Origin of the sequence: Collinsella sp. AF33-16 (assembly GCF_003475325.1) — a bacterium.
Lineage (GTDB): Bacteria > Actinomycetota > Coriobacteriia > Coriobacteriales > Coriobacteriaceae > Collinsella.
Map to the genome: position 1 here is coordinate 55728 of NZ_QRQC01000006.1, position 19028 is coordinate 74755.

The 19028-nt window shown below is 59.9% G+C and carries 20 protein-coding genes; 18 read left to right on the forward strand and 2 right to left on the reverse strand.

Annotation, left to right across the window (positions count from 1 at the left end):
* Position 1: 1 nt before the first annotated feature.
* From DWZ52_RS03430 to DWZ52_RS03485, 12 genes are all read left to right on the forward strand, one after another.
* The gene (locus DWZ52_RS03430; RefSeq protein WP_117843171.1) at positions 2-1129 is read left to right on the forward strand and encodes an ATP-binding protein; all 1128 of its coding nucleotides are present in this window, start codon (positions 2-4) and stop codon (positions 1127-1129) included.
* Entirely contained in the window at positions 1120-2820 is a 1701-nt protein-coding gene (locus tag DWZ52_RS03435) for a regulatory iron-sulfur-containing complex subunit RicT (RefSeq protein WP_118384909.1), read from the forward strand. Before DWZ52_RS03430 ends, DWZ52_RS03435 begins: the two co-directional genes overlap by 10 nt.
* 102 nt (positions 2821-2922) lie before the next feature.
* Complete coding sequence (locus DWZ52_RS03440) at positions 2923-3729, forward strand: double zinc ribbon domain-containing protein (protein WP_233547253.1); 807 nt, start codon at positions 2923-2925, stop codon at positions 3727-3729.
* Between the two features lie 10 nt (positions 3730-3739).
* Positions 3740-4849 (forward strand): hypothetical protein, encoded by a 1110-nt coding sequence (locus tag DWZ52_RS03445; RefSeq protein WP_147352141.1) that lies wholly within the window; start codon positions 3740-3742, stop codon positions 4847-4849.
* A gap of 732 nt (positions 4850-5581) precedes the next feature.
* Positions 5582-6592, forward strand: a complete 1011-nt coding sequence (locus DWZ52_RS03450; protein WP_233547255.1) for an ABC transporter substrate-binding protein — start codon at positions 5582-5584, stop codon at positions 6590-6592.
* A gap of 317 nt (positions 6593-6909) precedes the next feature.
* Positions 6910-7494, forward strand: coding sequence for a ribosome hibernation-promoting factor, HPF/YfiA family (gene hpf / locus DWZ52_RS03455; RefSeq protein WP_035137685.1), 585 nt, complete (start codon positions 6910-6912; stop codon positions 7492-7494).
* Between the two features lie 79 nt (positions 7495-7573).
* A complete protein-coding gene (locus tag DWZ52_RS03460) occupies positions 7574-8527 on the forward strand; it encodes a DegV family protein (RefSeq protein WP_117820898.1) in 954 nt (317 codons plus the stop codon).
* Positions 8528-8625: 98 nt separating this feature from the next.
* Positions 8626-9705 (forward strand): NAD(P)-dependent oxidoreductase, encoded by a 1080-nt coding sequence (locus tag DWZ52_RS03465; RefSeq protein ID WP_118384912.1) that lies wholly within the window; start codon positions 8626-8628, stop codon positions 9703-9705.
* Positions 9706-9710: 5 nt separating this feature from the next.
* Positions 9711-10139 (forward strand): hypothetical protein, encoded by a 429-nt coding sequence (locus tag DWZ52_RS03470; protein WP_117640374.1) that lies wholly within the window; start codon positions 9711-9713, stop codon positions 10137-10139.
* Between the two features lie 15 nt (positions 10140-10154).
* Entirely contained in the window at positions 10155-10853 is a 699-nt protein-coding gene (locus DWZ52_RS03475) for a hypothetical protein (RefSeq protein ID WP_118066265.1), read from the forward strand.
* Between the two features lie 6 nt (positions 10854-10859).
* Positions 10860-11945, forward strand: a complete 1086-nt coding sequence (locus DWZ52_RS03480; protein ID WP_022094615.1) for an isocitrate/isopropylmalate dehydrogenase family protein — start codon at positions 10860-10862, stop codon at positions 11943-11945.
* A 126-nt stretch (positions 11946-12071) separates the two neighbouring features.
* Positions 12072-13154 carry a hypothetical protein gene (locus DWZ52_RS03485; protein ID WP_117637058.1) on the forward strand — a complete coding sequence of 361 codons (1083 nt, stop codon included), beginning with the start codon at positions 12072-12074 and terminating at the stop codon, positions 13152-13154.
* A gap of 109 nt (positions 13155-13263) precedes the next feature.
* Here the strand turns inward: DWZ52_RS03485 and DWZ52_RS03490 are convergent, their stop codons facing one another.
* On the reverse strand, positions 13264-13503 hold the full coding sequence (locus DWZ52_RS03490; RefSeq protein ID WP_117637057.1) for a helix-turn-helix transcriptional regulator: 240 nt from the start codon (positions 13501-13503) through the stop codon (positions 13264-13266).
* A gap of 9 nt (positions 13504-13512) precedes the next feature.
* Positions 13513-14151, reverse strand: a complete 639-nt coding sequence (locus DWZ52_RS03495) for a DUF2975 domain-containing protein (protein WP_118384913.1) — start codon at positions 14149-14151, stop codon at positions 13513-13515.
* A gap of 703 nt (positions 14152-14854) precedes the next feature.
* Here DWZ52_RS03495 and DWZ52_RS03500 point away from each other — a divergent pair.
* The 6 genes from DWZ52_RS03500 to DWZ52_RS03525 all read left to right on the forward strand — a co-directional run bounded on the left by DWZ52_RS03500 (position 14855) and on the right by DWZ52_RS03525 (position 18978).
* Positions 14855-15298 (forward strand): PTS fructose transporter subunit IIA, encoded by a 444-nt coding sequence (locus DWZ52_RS03500; RefSeq protein ID WP_117564748.1) that lies wholly within the window; start codon positions 14855-14857, stop codon positions 15296-15298.
* The gene (gene yajC / locus DWZ52_RS03505) at positions 15298-15579 is read left to right on the forward strand and encodes a preprotein translocase subunit YajC (RefSeq protein ID WP_117583566.1); all 282 of its coding nucleotides are present in this window, start codon (positions 15298-15300) and stop codon (positions 15577-15579) included. The genes DWZ52_RS03500 and yajC overlap by 1 nt, the downstream gene beginning before the upstream one ends.
* A 36-nt stretch (positions 15580-15615) precedes the next feature.
* Complete coding sequence (agaV, locus tag DWZ52_RS03510; protein ID WP_089572404.1) at positions 15616-16098, forward strand: PTS N-acetylgalactosamine transporter subunit IIB; 483 nt, start codon at positions 15616-15618, stop codon at positions 16096-16098.
* A gap of 90 nt (positions 16099-16188) precedes the next feature.
* Positions 16189-16989 carry a PTS sugar transporter subunit IIC gene (locus tag DWZ52_RS03515; protein WP_089572403.1) on the forward strand — a complete coding sequence of 267 codons (801 nt, stop codon included), beginning with the start codon at positions 16189-16191 and terminating at the stop codon, positions 16987-16989.
* Positions 16979-18061: a PTS system mannose/fructose/sorbose family transporter subunit IID gene (locus DWZ52_RS03520; RefSeq protein ID WP_022094609.1), complete on the forward strand. Its 1083-nt coding sequence runs from the start codon at positions 16979-16981 to the stop codon at positions 18059-18061. Before DWZ52_RS03515 ends, DWZ52_RS03520 begins: the two co-directional genes overlap by 11 nt.
* A 185-nt stretch (positions 18062-18246) precedes the next feature.
* A complete protein-coding gene (locus DWZ52_RS03525) occupies positions 18247-18978 on the forward strand; it encodes a GntR family transcriptional regulator (protein WP_117806791.1) in 732 nt (243 codons plus the stop codon).
* Positions 18979-19028: the final 50 nt, after the last annotated feature.

Consider the following 19028-nt stretch of genomic DNA (forward strand, 5'->3'; position numbering starts at 1 on the left):
CATGGCCCCTGCTCAGGCAAGCCTGCTGACCAAGCTCGACACCCAAGAGCGCGTGCGTGACTTTTTGACCAATGCCGTCGCTAGCGGTCGCGCATCGCACGCCTACCTGTTTTTGGGCGCTCCCGGCGCGGGCAAGCTCGACGCCGCGTGGGCGCTCGCCCAAGCCTTCCTGTGCGAGCAGGATGGCTGCGGCTCATGCGATAGCTGCGTGCGCGTCGCCCGCCATACGCACCCCGACGTGCACTATTACACGCCCGAGAGCGCCACGGGTTACCTCATTGCCCAGACCCGCGAGCTGCTCGATGACGTGCCTCTGGCGCCCATTCGCGCCAAGGCCAAGGTCTACATCATCGACCGTGCCGAGCAGCTGCGCGCTAACACCGCCAACGCACTGCTCAAAACACTCGAGGAGCCGCCCGATGGCGTTATGTTTATCTTGCTGGGCACCTCGGCAGACGTGATGTTGCCCACCATCGTGAGCCGCTGCCAGTGCGTGCCGTTTCGGCTGGTATCGCCCGCCGTCGCCGCGCAGGCCGTGAGCCGCGCCACCGGTCAGGACCCTGCGCGTTGCCGCATGGCGGTCGCCGTGGCGGGAAGCCCCACACGCGGCATCGAGTTTCTTAAGAGCGCCGAGCGCCAGGACGCCCGTCGTCAGATGGTCCGTGCCATCGACTCACTCATTGCCGCCGACGAGGCCGACGTGCTCAGTCGCGCCAAGTCGCTCATCGTCGCCGTCAAGGCGCCGCTTGCCGAGGTCAAGTCCACGCAGGAAAAGGTACTCGAGCAAAACGCCGACTACCTGTCGCGTGGAGCATTGAAGCAGCTTGAGGACCGCAACAAGCGCGAACTCAACGCGCGCGAGCGTTCGGGTATCATGGAAGCGCTGGCGAGCGCGCGGACGCTCATGCGCGACGTGCTGCTGACACTTCAGGACGAGGCAGCCGACGTGGTGAACGAGGACGTGCGCGACACGATCGGTCGGCTTGCCGCCGCGACCAATGTTGCGGGTGCCACCCAGGCGCTCGAGGCGGTCGCGACCGCCGAGCGCAACATCGCCAGAAACGTTACTCCCCAGCTGGCCATCGAGGTCATGCTGTTCGATATCAGGAAGGCACTGAAATGCCGTTAGTCGTACCCGTTAAGTTTACCTACGCCTCGCGCGACCTGTGGTTTGACCCGCAGGACCTGGATATCCTCGAGGCCGATTATGCCATTTGCTCCACCGAGCGCGGAACCGAGATCGGCTTGGTTACGGCCGATCCCTTCGAGGTGCCGCAAGACGAGATCGGTCAGCCGCTCAAGCCCGTACTGCGCGTGGCGAGCGACATTGACCTGCAGCTTGCCGACGATCTTGCCATCCAGGGCGACGAGGCCATGGTCGATTTCCGCCGTCTGGTCAAAGAACTCGACCTCGAGATGAAGCCGGTCGGCGTCGAGTACCTGTTTGGCGGCGAGAAGGCCGTGTTCTACTTTGCGGCCGAGGAGCGCGTCGATTTTCGCCAGCTCGTCAAGGACCTGTCCTCGACGCTGCACATTCGCGTCGACATGCGCCAGATCGGCGTGCGCGACGAGACCCGCCTGGTGGGCGGCTATGCCCAGTGCGGACAGGAGCTCTGCTGCACGCGCTTTGGCGGACAGTTTGAGCCCGTCTCGATCCGCATGGCAAAAGAGCAGGACCTGCCGCTCAATTCCTCCAAGATCAGCGGCGTGTGTGGCCGCCTGATGTGCTGCCTGCGCTACGAGTTCGAGGCCTACAAGGACTTTAAGAGCCGCGCGCCCAAAAAGAAGACGCTCATCGATACGCCGCTCGGCAAGGCGCGTATTCAGGAATATGACACGCCGCGCGAGCAGCTGGTGCTGCGCCTGGAGAACGGCAAGGTCTTTAAGGTCAACCTGGCCGATATGACCTGCTCGGAGGGCTGCAAGAAGAAGGCTGCCGAGCAGGGCTGCAATTGCCGCCCCGACTGCGTGACGCGCGATGTGCTCGAGCGCATCGAGTCGCCCGAGATGCGCCTGGCGCTCATGGAACTCGATCGCGAGAACGGCGTCGACGTGGGCGATGGCCTGTCGAGTGCCGACCGTCTGGCCGGTACGTCGATGCCCAAGCGCCGTCGTCGCGATGCTGAATCCGATGCCCGTGCCGGTCAGGGGCAGGGCGAGGGTCGTGGCCGCGGAAAGGGCCGTGGCAATGCCGCAACGCCTGAGGCCGAGGAGGCCGCTGGCGGCCGTCGCCGCCGCAAGCGTGCGGGCTCTGCCGATGCCGGCGAGGCCGCAGCCGCCGGCAAGAACGGCGCTCGCGAGCGCGAGGTTCAACAGCCCCAGCAGCAGAATCGCGGCGGTGGCATGAATCCCACGCGCCGTCGTCGCCGTCATCTGTCGAGCGAGGAGCGCGAGGACGCCTTCCGCGCCGCAGCTGCTCGCGAGGCTGGTGCCGCTTCCAAGGGCCCCTCGGCCTCCGATGCGCCTGCCGACAAGGGCGGCAAGTCACGTGGCGAGGAGGAGCGCGCGCCGCGTCCGCGCCGTCGCCATTCCTCGGGCGCACAGCAGAAGCCTTCAGTGCCCTCCGTGGCCGATCAGGTCTCGGATGGCGAGGTCAAGGTCACGCGCCGTCGTCCCGGAGATGGCGGGGGGGCTGCTGCCAAGGCTTCGCGTGGCGCCGCTCGCGACGAGCGCGAGCCGCGCGAGGATCGCGGTGGCGAGGGCTCGGCCGACCAGGGTCAAAAGCGCCGTCGCCGTCGCCGTTCCCGCAAGCCGCGCCAGGATGGTGGCGAGGGCTCGACCCTGTCTTCGTCTGCACCACAACCGCCCGCCGGCGAATAACGCCCGCGAGCGGATTTAGCTCGCCTTGCCCCGAGCGCATCGGGGTATCATAGCGCTGAATCAACAACCCTCCCTGCGACCGAACGTAGGGAGGGTTGTGTCTTGAAGAGCCATCTGAACATATTGAGCCGTCTGCAGGGTGCCGGCGCCCTACCGTTTGCGGACGAATTGCTACCGTTTGCCGAGCGGGTGGCACGCGAGGCGCTCGAGGCATTGTCGCCAACACGATGTGCCGGCTGCGAGCGCGCCGGTGCGCTTATTTGCCAAGACTGCCTGGCTGCGCTCACGCTCATCGACCCACGTCATAGCTGCACCCGATGCGGCGCCCCGTTTGGGGATTTGCTGTGCACTGAATGTTCGGTCGAGGGCACGTCCTCGGCAATGTCGGAGGCGCTCGACCGCTGCCTGGCGTGCGCCGTCTACGCGCATCCGCTGCCGCGCATCATTAAAGCGTACAAGGATGCGGGCGAGCGACGTCTGGCTCCGTATCTGGCGGAGCTGCTTTACGACACCGCCCTGCATGCCCAGGTCGTAGCGCCCGAACGCTTAGGAGGTGTGCTATCCGGTGCGGATGCGGTGGTGTTTGTGCCTGCGACGGCGGCAGCGTTTCGGCGGCGTGGTTTTGATCATATGGAGGCTATTGCGCGCCCATTTTGCGAGCTGTCGGGTGTTCCCCTGCTCGATGCTCTCGTCAAGTACGGGCATGGCGACCAGCGCGAACTCGGTCGTGAGGAGCGCCGCGAGCGTGCCCAAGGCATGTACGAGACGGTTGAGGACGTGCACGGCCGCCGCCTGCTGCTGATCGATGACGTTATCACCACGGGCGCGACGATGGCCACGGCTTCGGCGGAACTCAAGCGCGCCGGCGCTGCGGCAGTCGATGGCCTCGCTATCGCACGTGTTTGGTAGGGGTGGTTTTGTGGCAGTGAAGATTGAGCGGCGCAACGAGCCGACAGGCGAACAGCTAGCGGCTTCCGTAATCCTAACAGGTGCCTCGGCGCTTCGCATGATGCGCGCCGAGCGCCGGCAGATGGGCTATATCAGCTGGAAGGACCTTAATCCCGATGAAGAGCGCCGTGTGCTGCGCACGTCGTCGCCCTCGACCGAGGATATCTATCTTCCTGACTTGGTGCGAATTGGAGCCAAAAGTGGCGAGGTGCAGGAAGATCTGTGCTTGTTGGTGGGATCTGCGGCGCAGCGCCGCCGCATGCCTGGCGTAGGCTGGTCCGTGTGTTCCGGGTTGCCCGCCGGCTCGATTCTAGAGGTGGAACCGGGGGTGTACAGCCTATCTCCCGAGGCCCTTTGTGTTGCCGTTGCGCGTGAGGTCGGCTGCATCCAGGCGTTTGCCCTGGCCCAGGAGCTGTGCTCTAAGATTTCACTGAGCGACCGCGGGAAGTATCTGCCTCCCTACACCTCGCCTGTTACGAATAAACTTACAAAGGACAAGGACCAGCCAGCAGACGTGGGCTACTTTGAAGTCGAGCCGGTGCTGATGCCCGATCGTCTGGCAGATTACCTTGCGGCATGCAAGGGGAATGTGGCCAAACAGCTGCTGCGTCTGTGTCCCTATCTTTCGGAAAACCTGCTCTCGCCCATGGAGTGCATCATGCTCGCCCTGTTTTCGCTTCCGTTTTCCTATGGCGGGTTTGCCTGCGGACCTTTTAAGACCGACTACAAGATCGAGTTCGATGACCGTGCGCAGGCAATCTCGGGGATGCCCCATGCAGTTTGCGATGCATATCAGGAGACAGCCCGGTTTGATCTGGAATACAACGGTGAGCTGGGCCATTCCTCTCGGAGGGGACGTATCCATGATGAAAAGCGCAACACGGGCTTGATTACTATGGGAATCGAGGTCGCAACGGTCAACAACGAAATGCTCTGTGACATGGAAGCGATGGAAGCGCTCGCATGGCGCATGCACCAGCGTATGCGAAAGCGGTACCGGAATCGTGTCGATGCCCGCAGGAAGAAGCAAGAGGCGTTGCTTAACACGCTGCGGGCGTGTTTTGGGCTTAAGCCGGTCTAATTCACGTCGAAAATAGGGGGTTAATCATATGCCCTGGCCAAAATATGGCAAATATGAGTACTGTCACTAAATCAGTAACAGCAAAATCAAGGAATTTAGGACTCGGAGGCGTCATAAAGTAAGAAGATAATAAACAAATGTAGAATAACTAAGCATCAGGTTGGCGACACTGAGCGCAAAATCTGTCCGAGAGGCTAAAACTGCCTGTTACTAAATTGGTGACAGTACTCATATTTGCCATTTTTTGGCCACAGCACCCTAGGAAGGGTGCCCCGGAGCTCCCCATAGGGGAGCTCCGGGCTTCACAGGGGCACGAATAGCCCACTCCGACCTGCGAAATCTGTACTCGCGATGCGAATGACGCCCCTAACCTTAAACTTTAGCTTGAACTTAGCTATAATGCGCTACGTTCCTACCAGGCTGTGGTTGCGGACGGACGAAATGCCCGTCCTAGTCCAAGACAGACGCGGTCAAAGGGATCCACGTAAGCGACCGCGTGCGCGCGGCGCGATCATGGCGCGTCCTAGATGTAAGCCGCACCGTCCGTTCTACTTTCTTTGGGGCAATACCGCCTCGCGGGCGAGCGGGCCAGTCGTGAAGGTGGCTGCGGCCTCCCGAGCAAACACCCCGGTGCGCAAGTGTGGGGTCAAATACCAGGTCAGCTGGTGGGAACAATCTGATATTCCGCGCATCGCACGGATCGTATACGACACAGAAGGCAGGGTAGTGGACATGGTGAGGGGCAGCTTGATGCACGCGGCTCGGTTAGGTGCTGGGACCGCAGCGGTCATCGCCGTTTTGGGTCTGAGCGGATGCGCGTTCAACCCGCTGTCTACGTTCACGACTCCCACGATCGACCAGATCGAGTACGAGACCGTCACGCCCACGGTGTCGGATGATGCCCTGTTCACCCCCGGTACCCTGACGGTCGCCCTCGATACTTCCGATGCGCCGCAGGCCATGCAGGGCACCGACGGCGAGCTCACGGGGTATGCGGTCGACGCTGCCCGCGCCCTTGCAAGCCGTATGGGCCTTAAAGTTGCCTTCGTCGATGCGTCTTCTGCTGATTCCGTGCTTGGCGACAAAAAGGCCGACATCTTCATTGGCGATATCAATTCCACGGATGATGACATCAGCACGCTTGGTACTTGCCTGTACGACGCTGCGGCAGTATTCGGAAAGACGAGCGACGGCGAGTCGCTGAGCGTTTCCACCGAAACGCTTAACACCGCTACCCTGGGCGTTCAGACCTCCTCGGCCTCGCAGGAAGCGCTCGCCAAGCAGAGCATCACGGCCAACCAAAAGACCTTCTCCAACATCAACGAGTGCTTTGAGGCACTCGAGTCCGGCGAGGTCGACTACGTGATCTGCGACTCCACGGCCGGCGGCTACCTTGCGCGCCTGATGAGCCAGGTCTCTTACGTCGGCACGCTCGAGACGCCCTCGACGCTCGGCGTCGCGGGCCTCGCGGCCAACGACGAGCTATGCCGTGCCGTGAGCGATGCCCTCGACGGTATCACGGTCGATGGCACGCTCGAGGCGGTCCACTCCGTCTGGTACGGCACGATGCCCTATGACCTCACCACCAAGACGGTCTCGGGCGCCGACGTGCAGCCGACCGACACCGGATCCAGCGAGTCCGCATCCTCCGATTCGAGCAGCGATGGTGCATCCTCCGAGGATAAATCGTCCAGCCAGGAGGGCACTATCACCGACGACGACATTAACAAGCTCAATAGCTAGTTATTGCTAGGGGTGGCGTCTCCTATGCGCTAGGAGGGACGCCTCTTCACGGTTTCAACACGCATCGCCGGGCTCTCCCAACAGGGGAGCCCGGCTTTTTCGTTTCCATAAAACCAGCAGGTCAAAGACATTTTTTAGGTGCAAAACCAAAGTCGCCGTCGCTCTTCCATAGCGCACTTTGCCACAGAAAAGTGCGAGACTTCGGTATGCGGTATCAAGCAGTCGTTATTCGGGTCTTTAGGAATCCGCGTGATTAAATGCACGGCAATGGGTACATAGCCAGTACAGTAAGTCCCCGAGGCAGATTGGAGCCACGTATGGATATCAAGGTTTCTGGACGCAAGACGACGGTAACCGATGCTCTGCGTGCGCATGTGGATGAGAAGATCGGCGAGGCGCTCAAGGTTTTCGATATCGAGCCCATGACGGTCGACGTTGTACTTCGTTATGAGAAGAACCCCTCGAACCCCAACCCGGCAATCGTCGAGGTTACGGTTCGTGCCCGCGGTTCGGTAATTCGCGTTGCCGAGCACGGTGCAGATATGTACGCCGCCATCGACCTCTCTGCCGATAAGGTCACCCGCCAGCTGCGTAAGTTCAAGACCAAGGTCGTGGACAACCGCCAGGGCGGTGCCAGCGCCGCGGATGTCGCGCCGGTCGAGCGCGTCGAGGATCTGGCCGACCTGCTGCTGCCCGAGGAGGAGGACGACCTGCTCGTCCGCGAGAAGGTTATCGACGTCACCCCGATGACTGAGGAGCAGGCGCTGGTGCAGACCGATCTGCTGGGCCACGACTTCTACGTGTTCGAGAACGCGACGACCGGTCTCATCAATGTGGTGTATCACCGTAAGAATGGTGGATATGGCATCATCAAGCCCCGCATCGAAACACTTGACGAGTAAAATACGTTAACTTGCATGAGTTAACGGTTGGCGGCCATCCCATGCGGGTGGCCGCCTTTTTACGTAAGGAGTCGCTTTGATGGACAAGGCCGCATCCGCCGGTCATTCGGACCGTTGCCGCATCGTCGTCGATACCTGCTGCGACTTTAGCCCCGAGGTCGCCGCGAACCTCGATGTCGATATCTTGGGTTTCCCCTTCATTATCGATGGCGAGGAGCGCACGGATGACATCTGGTCGAGCATCACACCCAAGGAGTTCTACGACCGCATGCGCGCCGGTGCCCGCGTGTCCACCTCGGCTGTGTCGCTCGGTCGCTATATCGAGTTCTTTACCGAGTGCGCCAAAGAGGGTACGCCCACGGTCTACCTGTGCTTTACCTCGGCGCTGTCGTCGAGCTACAACTCCGCGTGCCAGGCGGCGGACGCCGTGCGCGCCGAGTATCCCAACTTTGAGCTGTACGTGGTCGACAACGCTCTGCCCTGCGCGACCGGCGAGCTCCTGGCGCTCGAGGCCGTGCGCCAGCGCTCAGCGGGACTCACCGCCAAGCAGCTGGTCGACTGGGCAAACGAGGCCAAGACCTATGTCCACGGCTACTTTACGCTCGAGAGCTTTGACGCGCTGGCTGCAGGCGGCCGCATTCCGCCCGCGGCGGCACAGCTCACGGCAAAGCTCGACGTCAAGCCCGAGCTCTCCTACGACCTTGCCGGCTCGCTGTCGCTGATCGGCGTCAACCGCGGCCGCAAGAAGGCGCTCAAGTCCATCCTCAAGTCGTTCCGTGAGAACTACGTGCCCGATCGCACTATGCCCATCGCCATTATGACTGCCGATGCCGAGAAGGACGGCGACTGGCTCGAAGCCGCCATCCGCAAGGAGGAGGGCTGCGCCGACGTCACGATTATCCGTAGTTCCGTCGGTCCTACCATCGGCTCGCACGTGGGGCCCGGCATGGTGGCACTTGCGTTTTGGGGCAAGAACCGCGCCGAGAAAGCCTCGCTTTCCGACCGCATCGCCCGCCGCGTGCGCGGCCAGTAGGCAAGTAACGCGGCCGTAATCGCCCTCAACTCACAGCCCAAACGCTGGCACCGAGTATTCAACCTGGTAATAACACCCAACCCAAAAGGAAAGGTTTCATGGCAAACAAGCTCTCCGTCGCATTTATCGGCACCGGAATCATGGGTGCCCCCATCGCCGGCCACATCCTGGACGCCGGCTATCCCGTCACGGTCAACAACCGCACCAAGTCCAAGGCCGCAGCGCTCGTTGAGCGCGGCGCCGTCTGGGCCGATACGCCGGCCGATGCCGCGGCGAACGCCGATGTCGTCTTTACCATGGTGGGCTATCCCTCCGAGGTCGAGGAGCTCTACCTGGCGGGCGACGGCCTGCTCGCGTGCACCAAGCCGGGCGCGGTCTTGATCGACCTCACCACGAGCTCGCCCGAGCTCGCCCGTGACATTGCCGAGGCCGCTCAAGTCTCCGGTCGCATGGCGTTTGACTGCCCCGTCACCGGCGGCGAGTCGGGCGCCATCGCCGGCACGCTCACGGCTATCGTGGGCGCCACCGAGAACGACATCGCGCCGGTCCGCGATATCCTTGCCACCTTTGCGGCCAACATCTGCTGCTTCGATGGCGCCGGCAAGGGCCAGGCTGCCAAGCTCGCCAACCAGGTGTCGCTGGGCGCCTGCATGGTCGGCATGGCAGACGCCATGGCATTTGCCGAGCTGAGCGGCCTTGACCTGGAGAAGACCCGCCAGATGATCTTGGGCGGTACCGGCAAGTCCGGCGCCATGGAGAGCCTGGCTCCCAAGGCGCTCGACGGCGACTACAAGCCCGGTTTTATGGTCGAGCACTTCATTAAGGACCTGCGCCTGGCCCTTGCTTACGCCGACGACCGCGAGCTCGCGCTGCCCGGCGCCGACGTGGCCTTTACGCTCTACGACATGCTCGACGCTATCGGTGGCGCCAAGCTGGGCACCCAGGCCATCACGGTCCTCTACAAGGAGGAGGCCGACGCCATCGCCGCCGGTCTGGACTGGTCGCAGTATCGCCCCGAGGAGCACGGTGCCCACGAGGACGGCTGCGGTTACGGCGAGCACGGCGACGAGCATGAGTGCGGTTGCGGCCACCATCACGGCGAGGACCACGAGTGCTGCGGCGGCCACGGTCATGACGACGGCCACGAGTGCTGCTGTGGCCACCATCACGGGGAGTAGCGCCCATGAGCTGGACGTTCGTGGTGCTTGCGCTGGCGCTCTTTCTCTTTGCGATCTACATCGGCTTTCTGTGCGGCCAGTGGGCGTGCGAAAAGCGCGTCATCACCAAGCGCGACTACTGGATTGCCAACTTTGCGGGAGCGGCGGCAGTCGTCCTGCTGACCTGGGTGTTCTCGCTGTTCCCGCTGGTGCAGTTTGCGCCGATCGGCTGGCTCGGCGGCTTTATCGCCGGTCTTAAGATGAGCTTTGGCGAGTCCGTTGGCCCGTGGCGCAAGCACGACGAGGTCTTTAATGTCAACAAGGCCCATCGCGCCGCCGCCGATGCGGGCGACGCCGAGGAGCGCCGCCGCGCGCGTCACAATGGTGCGGCAGACCGACAGCTCATCTCGGTCACCGATGACAGCAAGGGTGTTGGCAAGCACGCTAAGAAATAGTAAGAAGAGGTAACTATGGCAGAAAACAAAGACGAACAGCTCACCGACGAGGAGCTGGCACAGCTTCAGCTGGCAGAGGAGAACGAGAACGCCGTCGACCGCCTGGTCCAGGAGCTCGGCTGCCCCACACGCCGCATCCGCCAGTTTGCCGCCCGCGTGCTGCATCTGCTGGCCGAGCGCGACCCGCAACGCGTCGTGCCCTGCGTGCCCGCGCTGATCGAGGCACTCGACCGCCCCGAGGCGCAGACCCGCTGGGAGGCTCTCGATGCCCTGGCGGCGCTCGCCACCACCTGCCCCGAGCAGATGGGCGATGCCTTTGAGGGCGCCGAGACCGCGCTGTTCGACGAGATTTCCTCCACGCTGCGCTATGCCGCCTTCCGCCTGCTGTGCGTGTGGGGCGCCACGAGCGTTGAGCGTTCGCGCGAGGCTTGGCCCATCCTGGACGAGGCCATTCAGTGCTACCACGGCGACCTTGAGTATCGCGACATGCTCGGTTGCCTGTACGAGTTTGGCCAGGGCGAGATCGACGCCGAGGTCGCAGAGAAGCTTGCGCTGCGTCTTAAGTTCGATGCCGAGAACGGCAAGGGCAGCTATCTCAAGGCTCGCTCGAGCGAGATTTGCGAAATGCTTGTTAAACGTTTTGGCCTGGATCTCTCCAAAAAGAAGAAGCGTGCTAGCGTTAAAAAATCTGACGACGCCGAAGACGAGGAGTAACAGATTATGGCGCACGATGTAGTCCTGATTCCCGGTGACGGTATCGGTCCCGAGATTACGCAGGCCATGCGCCGCGTGGTCGAGGCCACCGGTGTCCAGATCAACTGGAACGTCCAGGAGGCCGGCGCCGGCGTCATGGACGAGTTTGGCACGCCGCTGCCCCAGCACGTGCTCGATGCGGTTGCCGAGACTAAGGTTGCCATCAAGGGCCCCATCACCACACCGGTCGGTACGGGCTTCCGCAGCGTCAACGTGGCCCTGCGCAAGCACTTCGACCTGTACGCTTGCGTGCGCCCTTGCCTGTCGCAGCCGGGCGACGGCTCGCGCTTCCGTGACGTCGATCTGGTCATCGTGCGCGAGAACACCGAGGACCTCTACGCCGGTATCGAGTTCGATGAGGGCGCTGCCGAGGTCGAGGAACTCTCGCAGCTCGTCGAGCGCTCGGGCCAAAAGACCTTCGCCGCTGATTCCGCCATCTCGATCAAGCCCATCTCCATCGCCAAGAGCCGCCGCATTGTGGAGTACGCCTTTGAGTACGCCCGCCGCTGCGGCCGCAAAAAGGTGACGGCTGTGCACAAGGCCAACATCATGAAGGCGACCGACGGCCTGTTCCTGCGCGTTGCGCGCGAGGTGGCCGCCAACTATCCCGATATCGAGTTCAACGACAAGATTGTCGACGCCACCTGCATGGGCCTGGTCCAGAACCCCAACGACTTCGATGTCCTGGTGCTACCCAACCTGTACGGCGACATTGTGAGCGACCTGTGCGCCGGCCTGGTGGGCGGCTTAGGGATGGCCCCCGGCTCCAACATCGGTGCCGACTGCGCCATCTTCGAGGCGACGCACGGCTCCGCGCCCGATATCGCTGGCCAGGATATCGCTAACCCCACGGCCGAGATTCTGTCTGCGGCTATGATGCTCGATCACCTGGGCGAGAACGACGCGGCCAATCGTATTCGCGCCGCCGTTTCTGCCACGCTCGACGAGGGTGAGCAGGTCACCGGCGACGTTCGTCGTGCCCAGACCGGCTCCGTTGAGGGCGCTGTGGGCACGCAGGCCTTTGCCGATGCCGTTATCGCGCACCTGGCCTAAGGCATGCAGACTGCAAACGCCTAAATAGTACTTAAGTGTTTGCGTATAACCTGAGAATCAATACGCCCGGCGCTCTGTCGGGCGTATTCTATTGCGGACTATGTTTCCTAACAAGGAGTAACTGATATGGGTCTGATTCAAAAGAAGGACGAGAAGGACGAGATCGACGGCATCCAGATCATCGAGCGCGGCGAAGGCCCCGATGGTGACGAGGACGAGAAGATCGACCTGGTTGCCGGTACGTCTGCCGAGCACATTGCTGCTGGCACGACGGCCGAGGAAGAGGACGCCCGTCTGGAGGCTCAGATCGCCGCAGATGCCGCTGACGAGAACCTCATGCCCGAGGAGCAAGACGAGGACGACTCCGACGCGGACGACCATGCATCCAAGCACAAGAAGACGATGATTGCCGCCTTTGTGGTTGCAGTCGTGATCGCTGCGGTGGTCGGCTTCTTTATGGGCAATGGCGGCTTTGGCGGCAAGGGCGTCGGTTCGTCGACCCTGACCGAGGACCAGCTCGATTCGACCGTGGCAAGCTATAGTTATAGCGGCAAGAAGAGCGACATCACCGCGCGCGAGGCCATCGAGAGCCAGTACAGCCTCGATACCGTCAAGGATAGTAACGGCAACTACACCGCCCCCTCTGCCGACGTCATCCTGTCTTACGTGCGCAACAAGATTCTGCTCGATGCTGCCGAGGACGAGGGCATTACCGTCTCCTCTAAGGAGATGAAGAAGTACGCCGAGGATTCTATCGGCACCTCGGACTACGACACCATGGCCAAGCAGTATGGCGTGTCCAAGGACCAGGCCAAGCAGATCGTCCGCCAGTCCGCGACGCTGCAGAAGCTCTACAAGAAGAAGGTGGGCGATGCTTCCGCGAGCATGCCGACCGCTCCGACCGAGCCTTCTGACGGCAACGAGGACACCGCGAGCAAGGATTACGCCGATTACATCATCAACCTTGCCGGTGACGAGTGGGATAGCTCGAAGGGCACCTGGAAGGACGAGAACAGCACCTACGCTAAGGCCTTCGCTAACGATGCCTTTACCGCCGATAGTGCCACCTATAAGCAGGCCATGACCGCCTATTACACCGCCTATCAGCAGTACTCCTCGCAGGCCTCGAGCGCCAGCTCCAAGTGGACCGAGTATGCCAACGGCCTGTACGCCAAGGCCAACATCAGCATCTACGGCCTGTTTGCTTAAAGGTTGCCCGAGCTTTCGAGCACGAAGTCGAAATATCTGATTGAGCCCGCTAGAACGTCGTTCTGGCGGGCTTTTTGCGTTGAGGGCGTGATTGGCGGCTTAATTATGGCTATTCATCTTTAAGTCCAAAGAGGTTATCGGCTTCATCGTCAGGCATATATTCCAGCACATCGCCCGGTTGGCAGTCGAGAGCCCGGCATATCGCGTCAAGAGTTGAAAAGCGCACGGCAGAAACCTTGCCCGTCTTGATACGCGACATATTGACCTGGGAGATACCCACGCGTTCCGCAAGCTCTTTGGATGAAATCTTGCGTTCGGCAAGCATGCGGTCGAGCCGCAGAATAATCATGGATTCCCCCTAGAGCAACTCGTCATCTTGTTTTTGCAGGATACACCCGTACTGGAAGACGCTGGCAATCAGGCTAATAATCAGGCCTGCAAAGACCATAGAGAGGTCGAGGTGCTGGCCACCAAGCGCATCCGTAAAGTTGCCGCCAAATCCTGAGAGTATCAGCCCCGTGACTATGGCACCAAGAAGCTTCACAGCAACGCCGCCAATAAGGAACAAATGTCCTACTTGACGTAGTATGCGGATGCATTCGAGGTCAAAGGGCCTGCCCGCCTTTTCAATGGCGGAGAAAAACCTGTATGCGCTTAGCGCGATGGCAAGCGCGAGGCATGCCATCATGCCGCTCCCTATGGCAGTATGACCGTCGTGCGCGACAAGCATAAGAGGAGTCTGTTCATTGGTGCCGACGAGAGCGAGAATTGGCCCTTCGCTAGCCTCAAGCTCTACGGATTGGAGACAGAACCCTTGGGAGAGGCTAGGCAATATGAGTAGATCGTAGATTGCAATGACTGCGAGGAGTCCCAGAGCGAGCGCCACGATGGTGCAGATTGTGCCCCATTTGCAGTAGCGAGTGAGCTTCCTCAGTTTGGCTATTGCCTGTTCACGGTCGATGGCTTCATTCGATGTGGATACGTTCCAGCGGATCATAGCTCCTCCAACCAATGTCTTGGATGATACTTGTATCTTATAACATGCTTAACGACAAACGATAAACAATTACATAATAGAGTAAGTAATATTTGTACGACGAATAGCGAGAGCTTATGGCACATTCAGGGAGTGGGAGTTTGGCGCGCGGGGAGATGGACGAGTATTGAAATATCCTGCAACCGCGCAAGTGCTTCATCGGGTCTCCCTAATTCATATGGGAAAACGGCTGCAAACGATTGCAAATAACCGGTGAACGGTCGAAAACTACCGTTCACCGATAATATCGAAACTGGTTCTAACTGGTATTAAGTCAAAAAGACCAATTCACAAATCTTCACAATGACCTGCATTTTTTCTACACGCCATTTTTAGCCACCCTGCGTTGTTTAGACACGAAAAAAGTTCCGATCTTTCGTCAAAGTATTTCGATACGGTTTCAAAACCGCAGGTAGAAGTGTTAACGAGCGGTAAACGGTCGATTTTTTACCGTGAACGGTGCAAAAACGTTTTACTGTATGAATCAACGAAAGCAACCTCTTCTGTGGTGATATAGTGACAACAACACGTCACGTGGTTACTACCAGTTGAGAGACCACTGGTTCTCAAAGAACGCTTTCCAAGAAGCTTTAAGGGCGATTGCCCGTTGGCTTCCGAACATCATCGGACTCAGATCGTACACACCTTCGGAAGGGAAATTTGAATGGTTGGCTTTATTCTTACCGGTCATGGACAGTTCGCACCCGGCCTCGCAAGCGCTATCGCTATGGTCGCTGGCGACCAGCCCGCTTTTACCGTCGTTCCTTTTGAGGGCGACCAGGCTGCTTCCTACGGTGAGGATCTCCGCGCCGCTATTACCGCCATGCGCGAGGAGTGCGATGGCGTGCTCGTCTTTACCGACCTGCTTGGTGGTACCCCGTTCAACCAGGCAATGATGATTGCCCAGGATGTCGACAACGTCGAGATTCTGACTGGAACTAACCTTCCCATGGTTATTGAGCTTCTGTTCCTCCGCGGCAACGCCACGCTCGCCGAGCTTGGCGAGCAGGCCGTGACCGTTGGCCAGACGGGCATCACCGCCCAGACGGTCGCTTCCGTCGCTGGTGCCGAGGAAGAGGATATCTTCGGCGACGAGGACGGCATCTAATGGCCGATTTCGGAGCCAGTGTTCTGAGTTCCTCGGTCGCTCTTTTGGGCCTGCTTGTCATCATGGGCTTGATTTACACCATCTGGTCGCAAATCAACATGAAGAAGAAGCAGAAGTACTTCAAGGAGCTGCACACGGAGCTCAAGCCGGGTCAGGAGGTTCTTTTCGCCGGCGGTATCTACGGAACCGTCAAAGGCATCGAAGGCGAAAAGGTCCAGATCAAAGTCCGATCCGGTGCCGTCGTAGATGTTTCGCGTTACGCGATTCAGGAGATTAAGTAACTGTCGTCAGCAATCAACGAAAGGAAGCTGATCAACATGGCAGAACCCAACATTCTTCTTACCCGCATCGATAACCGACTGGTTCATGGTCAGGTCGCGACCCAGTGGAACTCCACCCTGGGCTCCAACCTCATCCTCGTCGCCAACGACGATGTGTCGACCAACACCATGCGTCAGAACCTCATGAAGATGGCCGCTCCCGCCGGCGTCGCTACGCGTTTCTTCTCCCTGCAGAAGACCATCGACGTCATTGGCAAGGCGAGCCCGCGCCAGAAGATCTTCATCGTGGCCGAAACACCGGAAGACGTGCTTACGCTCGTCAAGGGCGGTGTGCCTATAAAGAAGGTAAACATCGGCAACATGCACATGTCGGAAGGAAAGCGCCAAGTCGCCACCTCCGTCGCAGTTAACGACGAGGATGTCGCTGCGTTTAAAGAGCTGCAGGAATTGGGGGTGGAGTTGGAGATCAGGCGCGTTCCGAGCACGCCTGTTGAGGACACGAGCAAGCTCTTCTCGTAATCCTCATGATCCACGTTGTCAGGAATGAAACCCTGACATTCTGTACGTGAAATCCAAAGTGCGTACATACATTTTGAAAGGAGGAGCAAGATGGAATACTCGATCATCCAGGTCGCTCTGGTCTTCATCGTCACGTTCGTCGCGGCAATCGACCAGTTCAACTTCCTCGAGTCTCTCTATCAGCCCATCGTCACCGGCGCCGTCATCGGTCTTATCCTTGGCGACCTCAACACCGGTCTTCTCGTGGGTGGTACTTATCAGCTCATGACGATCGGCAACATGCCGATCGGAGGCGCTCAGCCGCCTAACGCCGTCATCGGCGGCATCATGGCAGCCATTCTCGCTATCGCTACGGGCCTCGAGCCCAACGCGGCAGTCGGCCTTGCCATTCCGTTCGCTCTGCTTGGTCAGCTCGGCGTTACCCTGGTCTTCACGCTTATGTCGCCGCTCATGTCCTCTGCGGACAACATGGCTCACAACGCTGACACCAAGGGTATCGAGCGTCTGAACTATTTCGCCATGGCTCTGCTCGGCCTGATCTTCGCCGTCGTCGTCACCCTGTTCTTCATCGCTGGCGCCACCATCGGTCAGACCATCGCTTCCGCCATCCCGACTTGGCTGCAGACCGGTCTCTCCGCTGCAGGCGGCATGATGCGCTTCGTCGGCTTCGCCGTCCTGCTCAAGGTTATGATGAACCGCGATATGTGGGGCTTCTTCCTCATGGGCTTTGGCCTCGCGCTCATCACCGTTGCCAACGATTCTCTGGCAACCCCTGCTCTGCTCATCCTCGCTCTCATCGGCTTCGGCATCGCTTTCTGGGACTTCCAGCAGCAGACCGAGCTGAAGGGTGCAGCTGTTTCTGACGGAGGTGACTTCGAAGATGGCATCTAATGAGTATGTGATCCCGGAGCACTACGAGGATCTCACTCCTGCTCCGCAGCTCGACCAGAAGACCCTCAACAAGATGGCTTGGCGCTCCTGCTTCCTGCAGGCATCGTTCAACTACGAGCGCATGCAGGCCGCTGGCTGGCTTTACTCCATCATCCCCGGTCTGGAGAAGATCCACACCAACAAGAACGACCTCGCGGCTTCCATGAGCCACAACCTGGAGTTCTTCAACACCCACCCGTTCCTCGTCACCTTTGTTATGGGTATCGTGCTTTCGCTCGAGCAGAACAAGGTTGACATCCCCACGATCCGCGCCGTCCGCGTCGCCGCAATGGGCCCGCTCGGTGGTATCGGTGACGCCCTGTTCTGGCTGACGCTCGTGCCTATCACGGCCGGCATCACCTCCAACATGGCCATCAACGGCAACGCCGCTGCGCCGATCATCTTCCTGGTGATCTTCAACGTCGTCCAGTTCGCTCTGCGCTTCTGGCTCATGAACTGGTCCTACAAACTTGGCACCAGCGCTATTGACGCTCTGACTGCCAACATGCAGGCCTTCACGCGTGCCGCTTCCATCATGGGCGTCTTCGTCGTCGGTTGCCTGGTCGTCACCATGGGTGGCACCCAGATCAACCTCCAGATCCCCAACGGCACCACCCGTGGCCTCTCCGCTACTACCGTGATCGTCTCCGAGAAGGAGGCCGAGAACTTCACCGGTATGGAGGGCATCGATACCGAGACCGCTGAGGCCGGTACCATCGCCATGACCGATGAGGACGGCAACGCCCTCACCGCTTCCGATGCCGACGGCAACGCTGTCGAGTGCGGCGTCACCGATCTGGGCAACGGCATGGAGTCCGTTACCTACGGCACCGTCACCGAGGATCCGGTCAACTTCTCCGTTGCCGACACCCTCAACACCATCGTCCCGAAGCTCGTCCCGCTTATGCTTACGCTGCTGCTTTACTACATGTTCGCTAAGCACAGCTGGACCCCGACCAAGGGCATTCTGCTGCTCTTCGTCCTGGGCATCCTGGGCGCTGGCCCGCTTGGTCTCTGGCCGAGCATCTGGTAAGGCTCTAGCTTGAGGGGTGTGTCCCTACGCGGCTCACACCCCGACCCCTTAAGCCATGTGTATGTTAAAAGCCGCGTGCTCGAAAGAGCGCGCGGCTTTTGTTTTCTTGATGATTCGGGTGTGGCAGACAGATAATGCTTAACACCCTAGGTAGTTAGCCGAATTCGAGCAAAAGGGAGGATAGGATGGCGATCGGAGCGCGTAAGCAACCGCTGTACGATCAGCTGGTCGATATTCTGACCGAAAAGATTGACCATGAATATCGCGCCGGTGACATGATTCCTTCCGAGCGCGAACTTTCGGAGCGCTATGGTCTCTCGCGCACTACGGTACGCCTGGCTCTGCAGGAACTGGAGCGTTTAGGACTGGTGGTTCGGCAGCACGGTCGCGGTACCTTTGTGACCGACCGTTCGGCAAAGGCAACCAATCTTATGCAGTCCTACAGCTTTACCGAGCAGATGCGCGCGATGGGTCGCGACCCCGAGACCACGATTCTCGAGTTTTGCGAGATGGAGGCCGATAAGAATCTGGCCGAGCATATGGGATTGCGTATCGGTGATCGCATTTTTAAGCTTAAGCGCCTTCGTTCTGCCGACAACATGCCCATGATGGTCGAACGCAGCTATCTACCGGTTCGTCAATTTCTGTCCCTAAAGCGACCGCTGCTGGAGCGCAAGCCGCTTTACGATGTGATTGAGCAAGACTTTCAGCAAAAGATACGCGTGGCTGAAGAGGAGTTCTATGCGAGCATAGCCCGTCCCACCGACGCCCACCTTTTGGGAATTGTCGAGGGCTCGCCTGTGCTCGATTTGGTTAGGACTACGTATAACGAGTCAAACGAGGTTGTGGAGTATACACTCTCGGTTGCTCGTGCCGATCAGTTTAAATACAAGGTTTACCACCAGCGTAGCAACTAGTGTCCACATCGTTTCCATATGGTGATTCTTTGCATTTAACTGGTTACTAC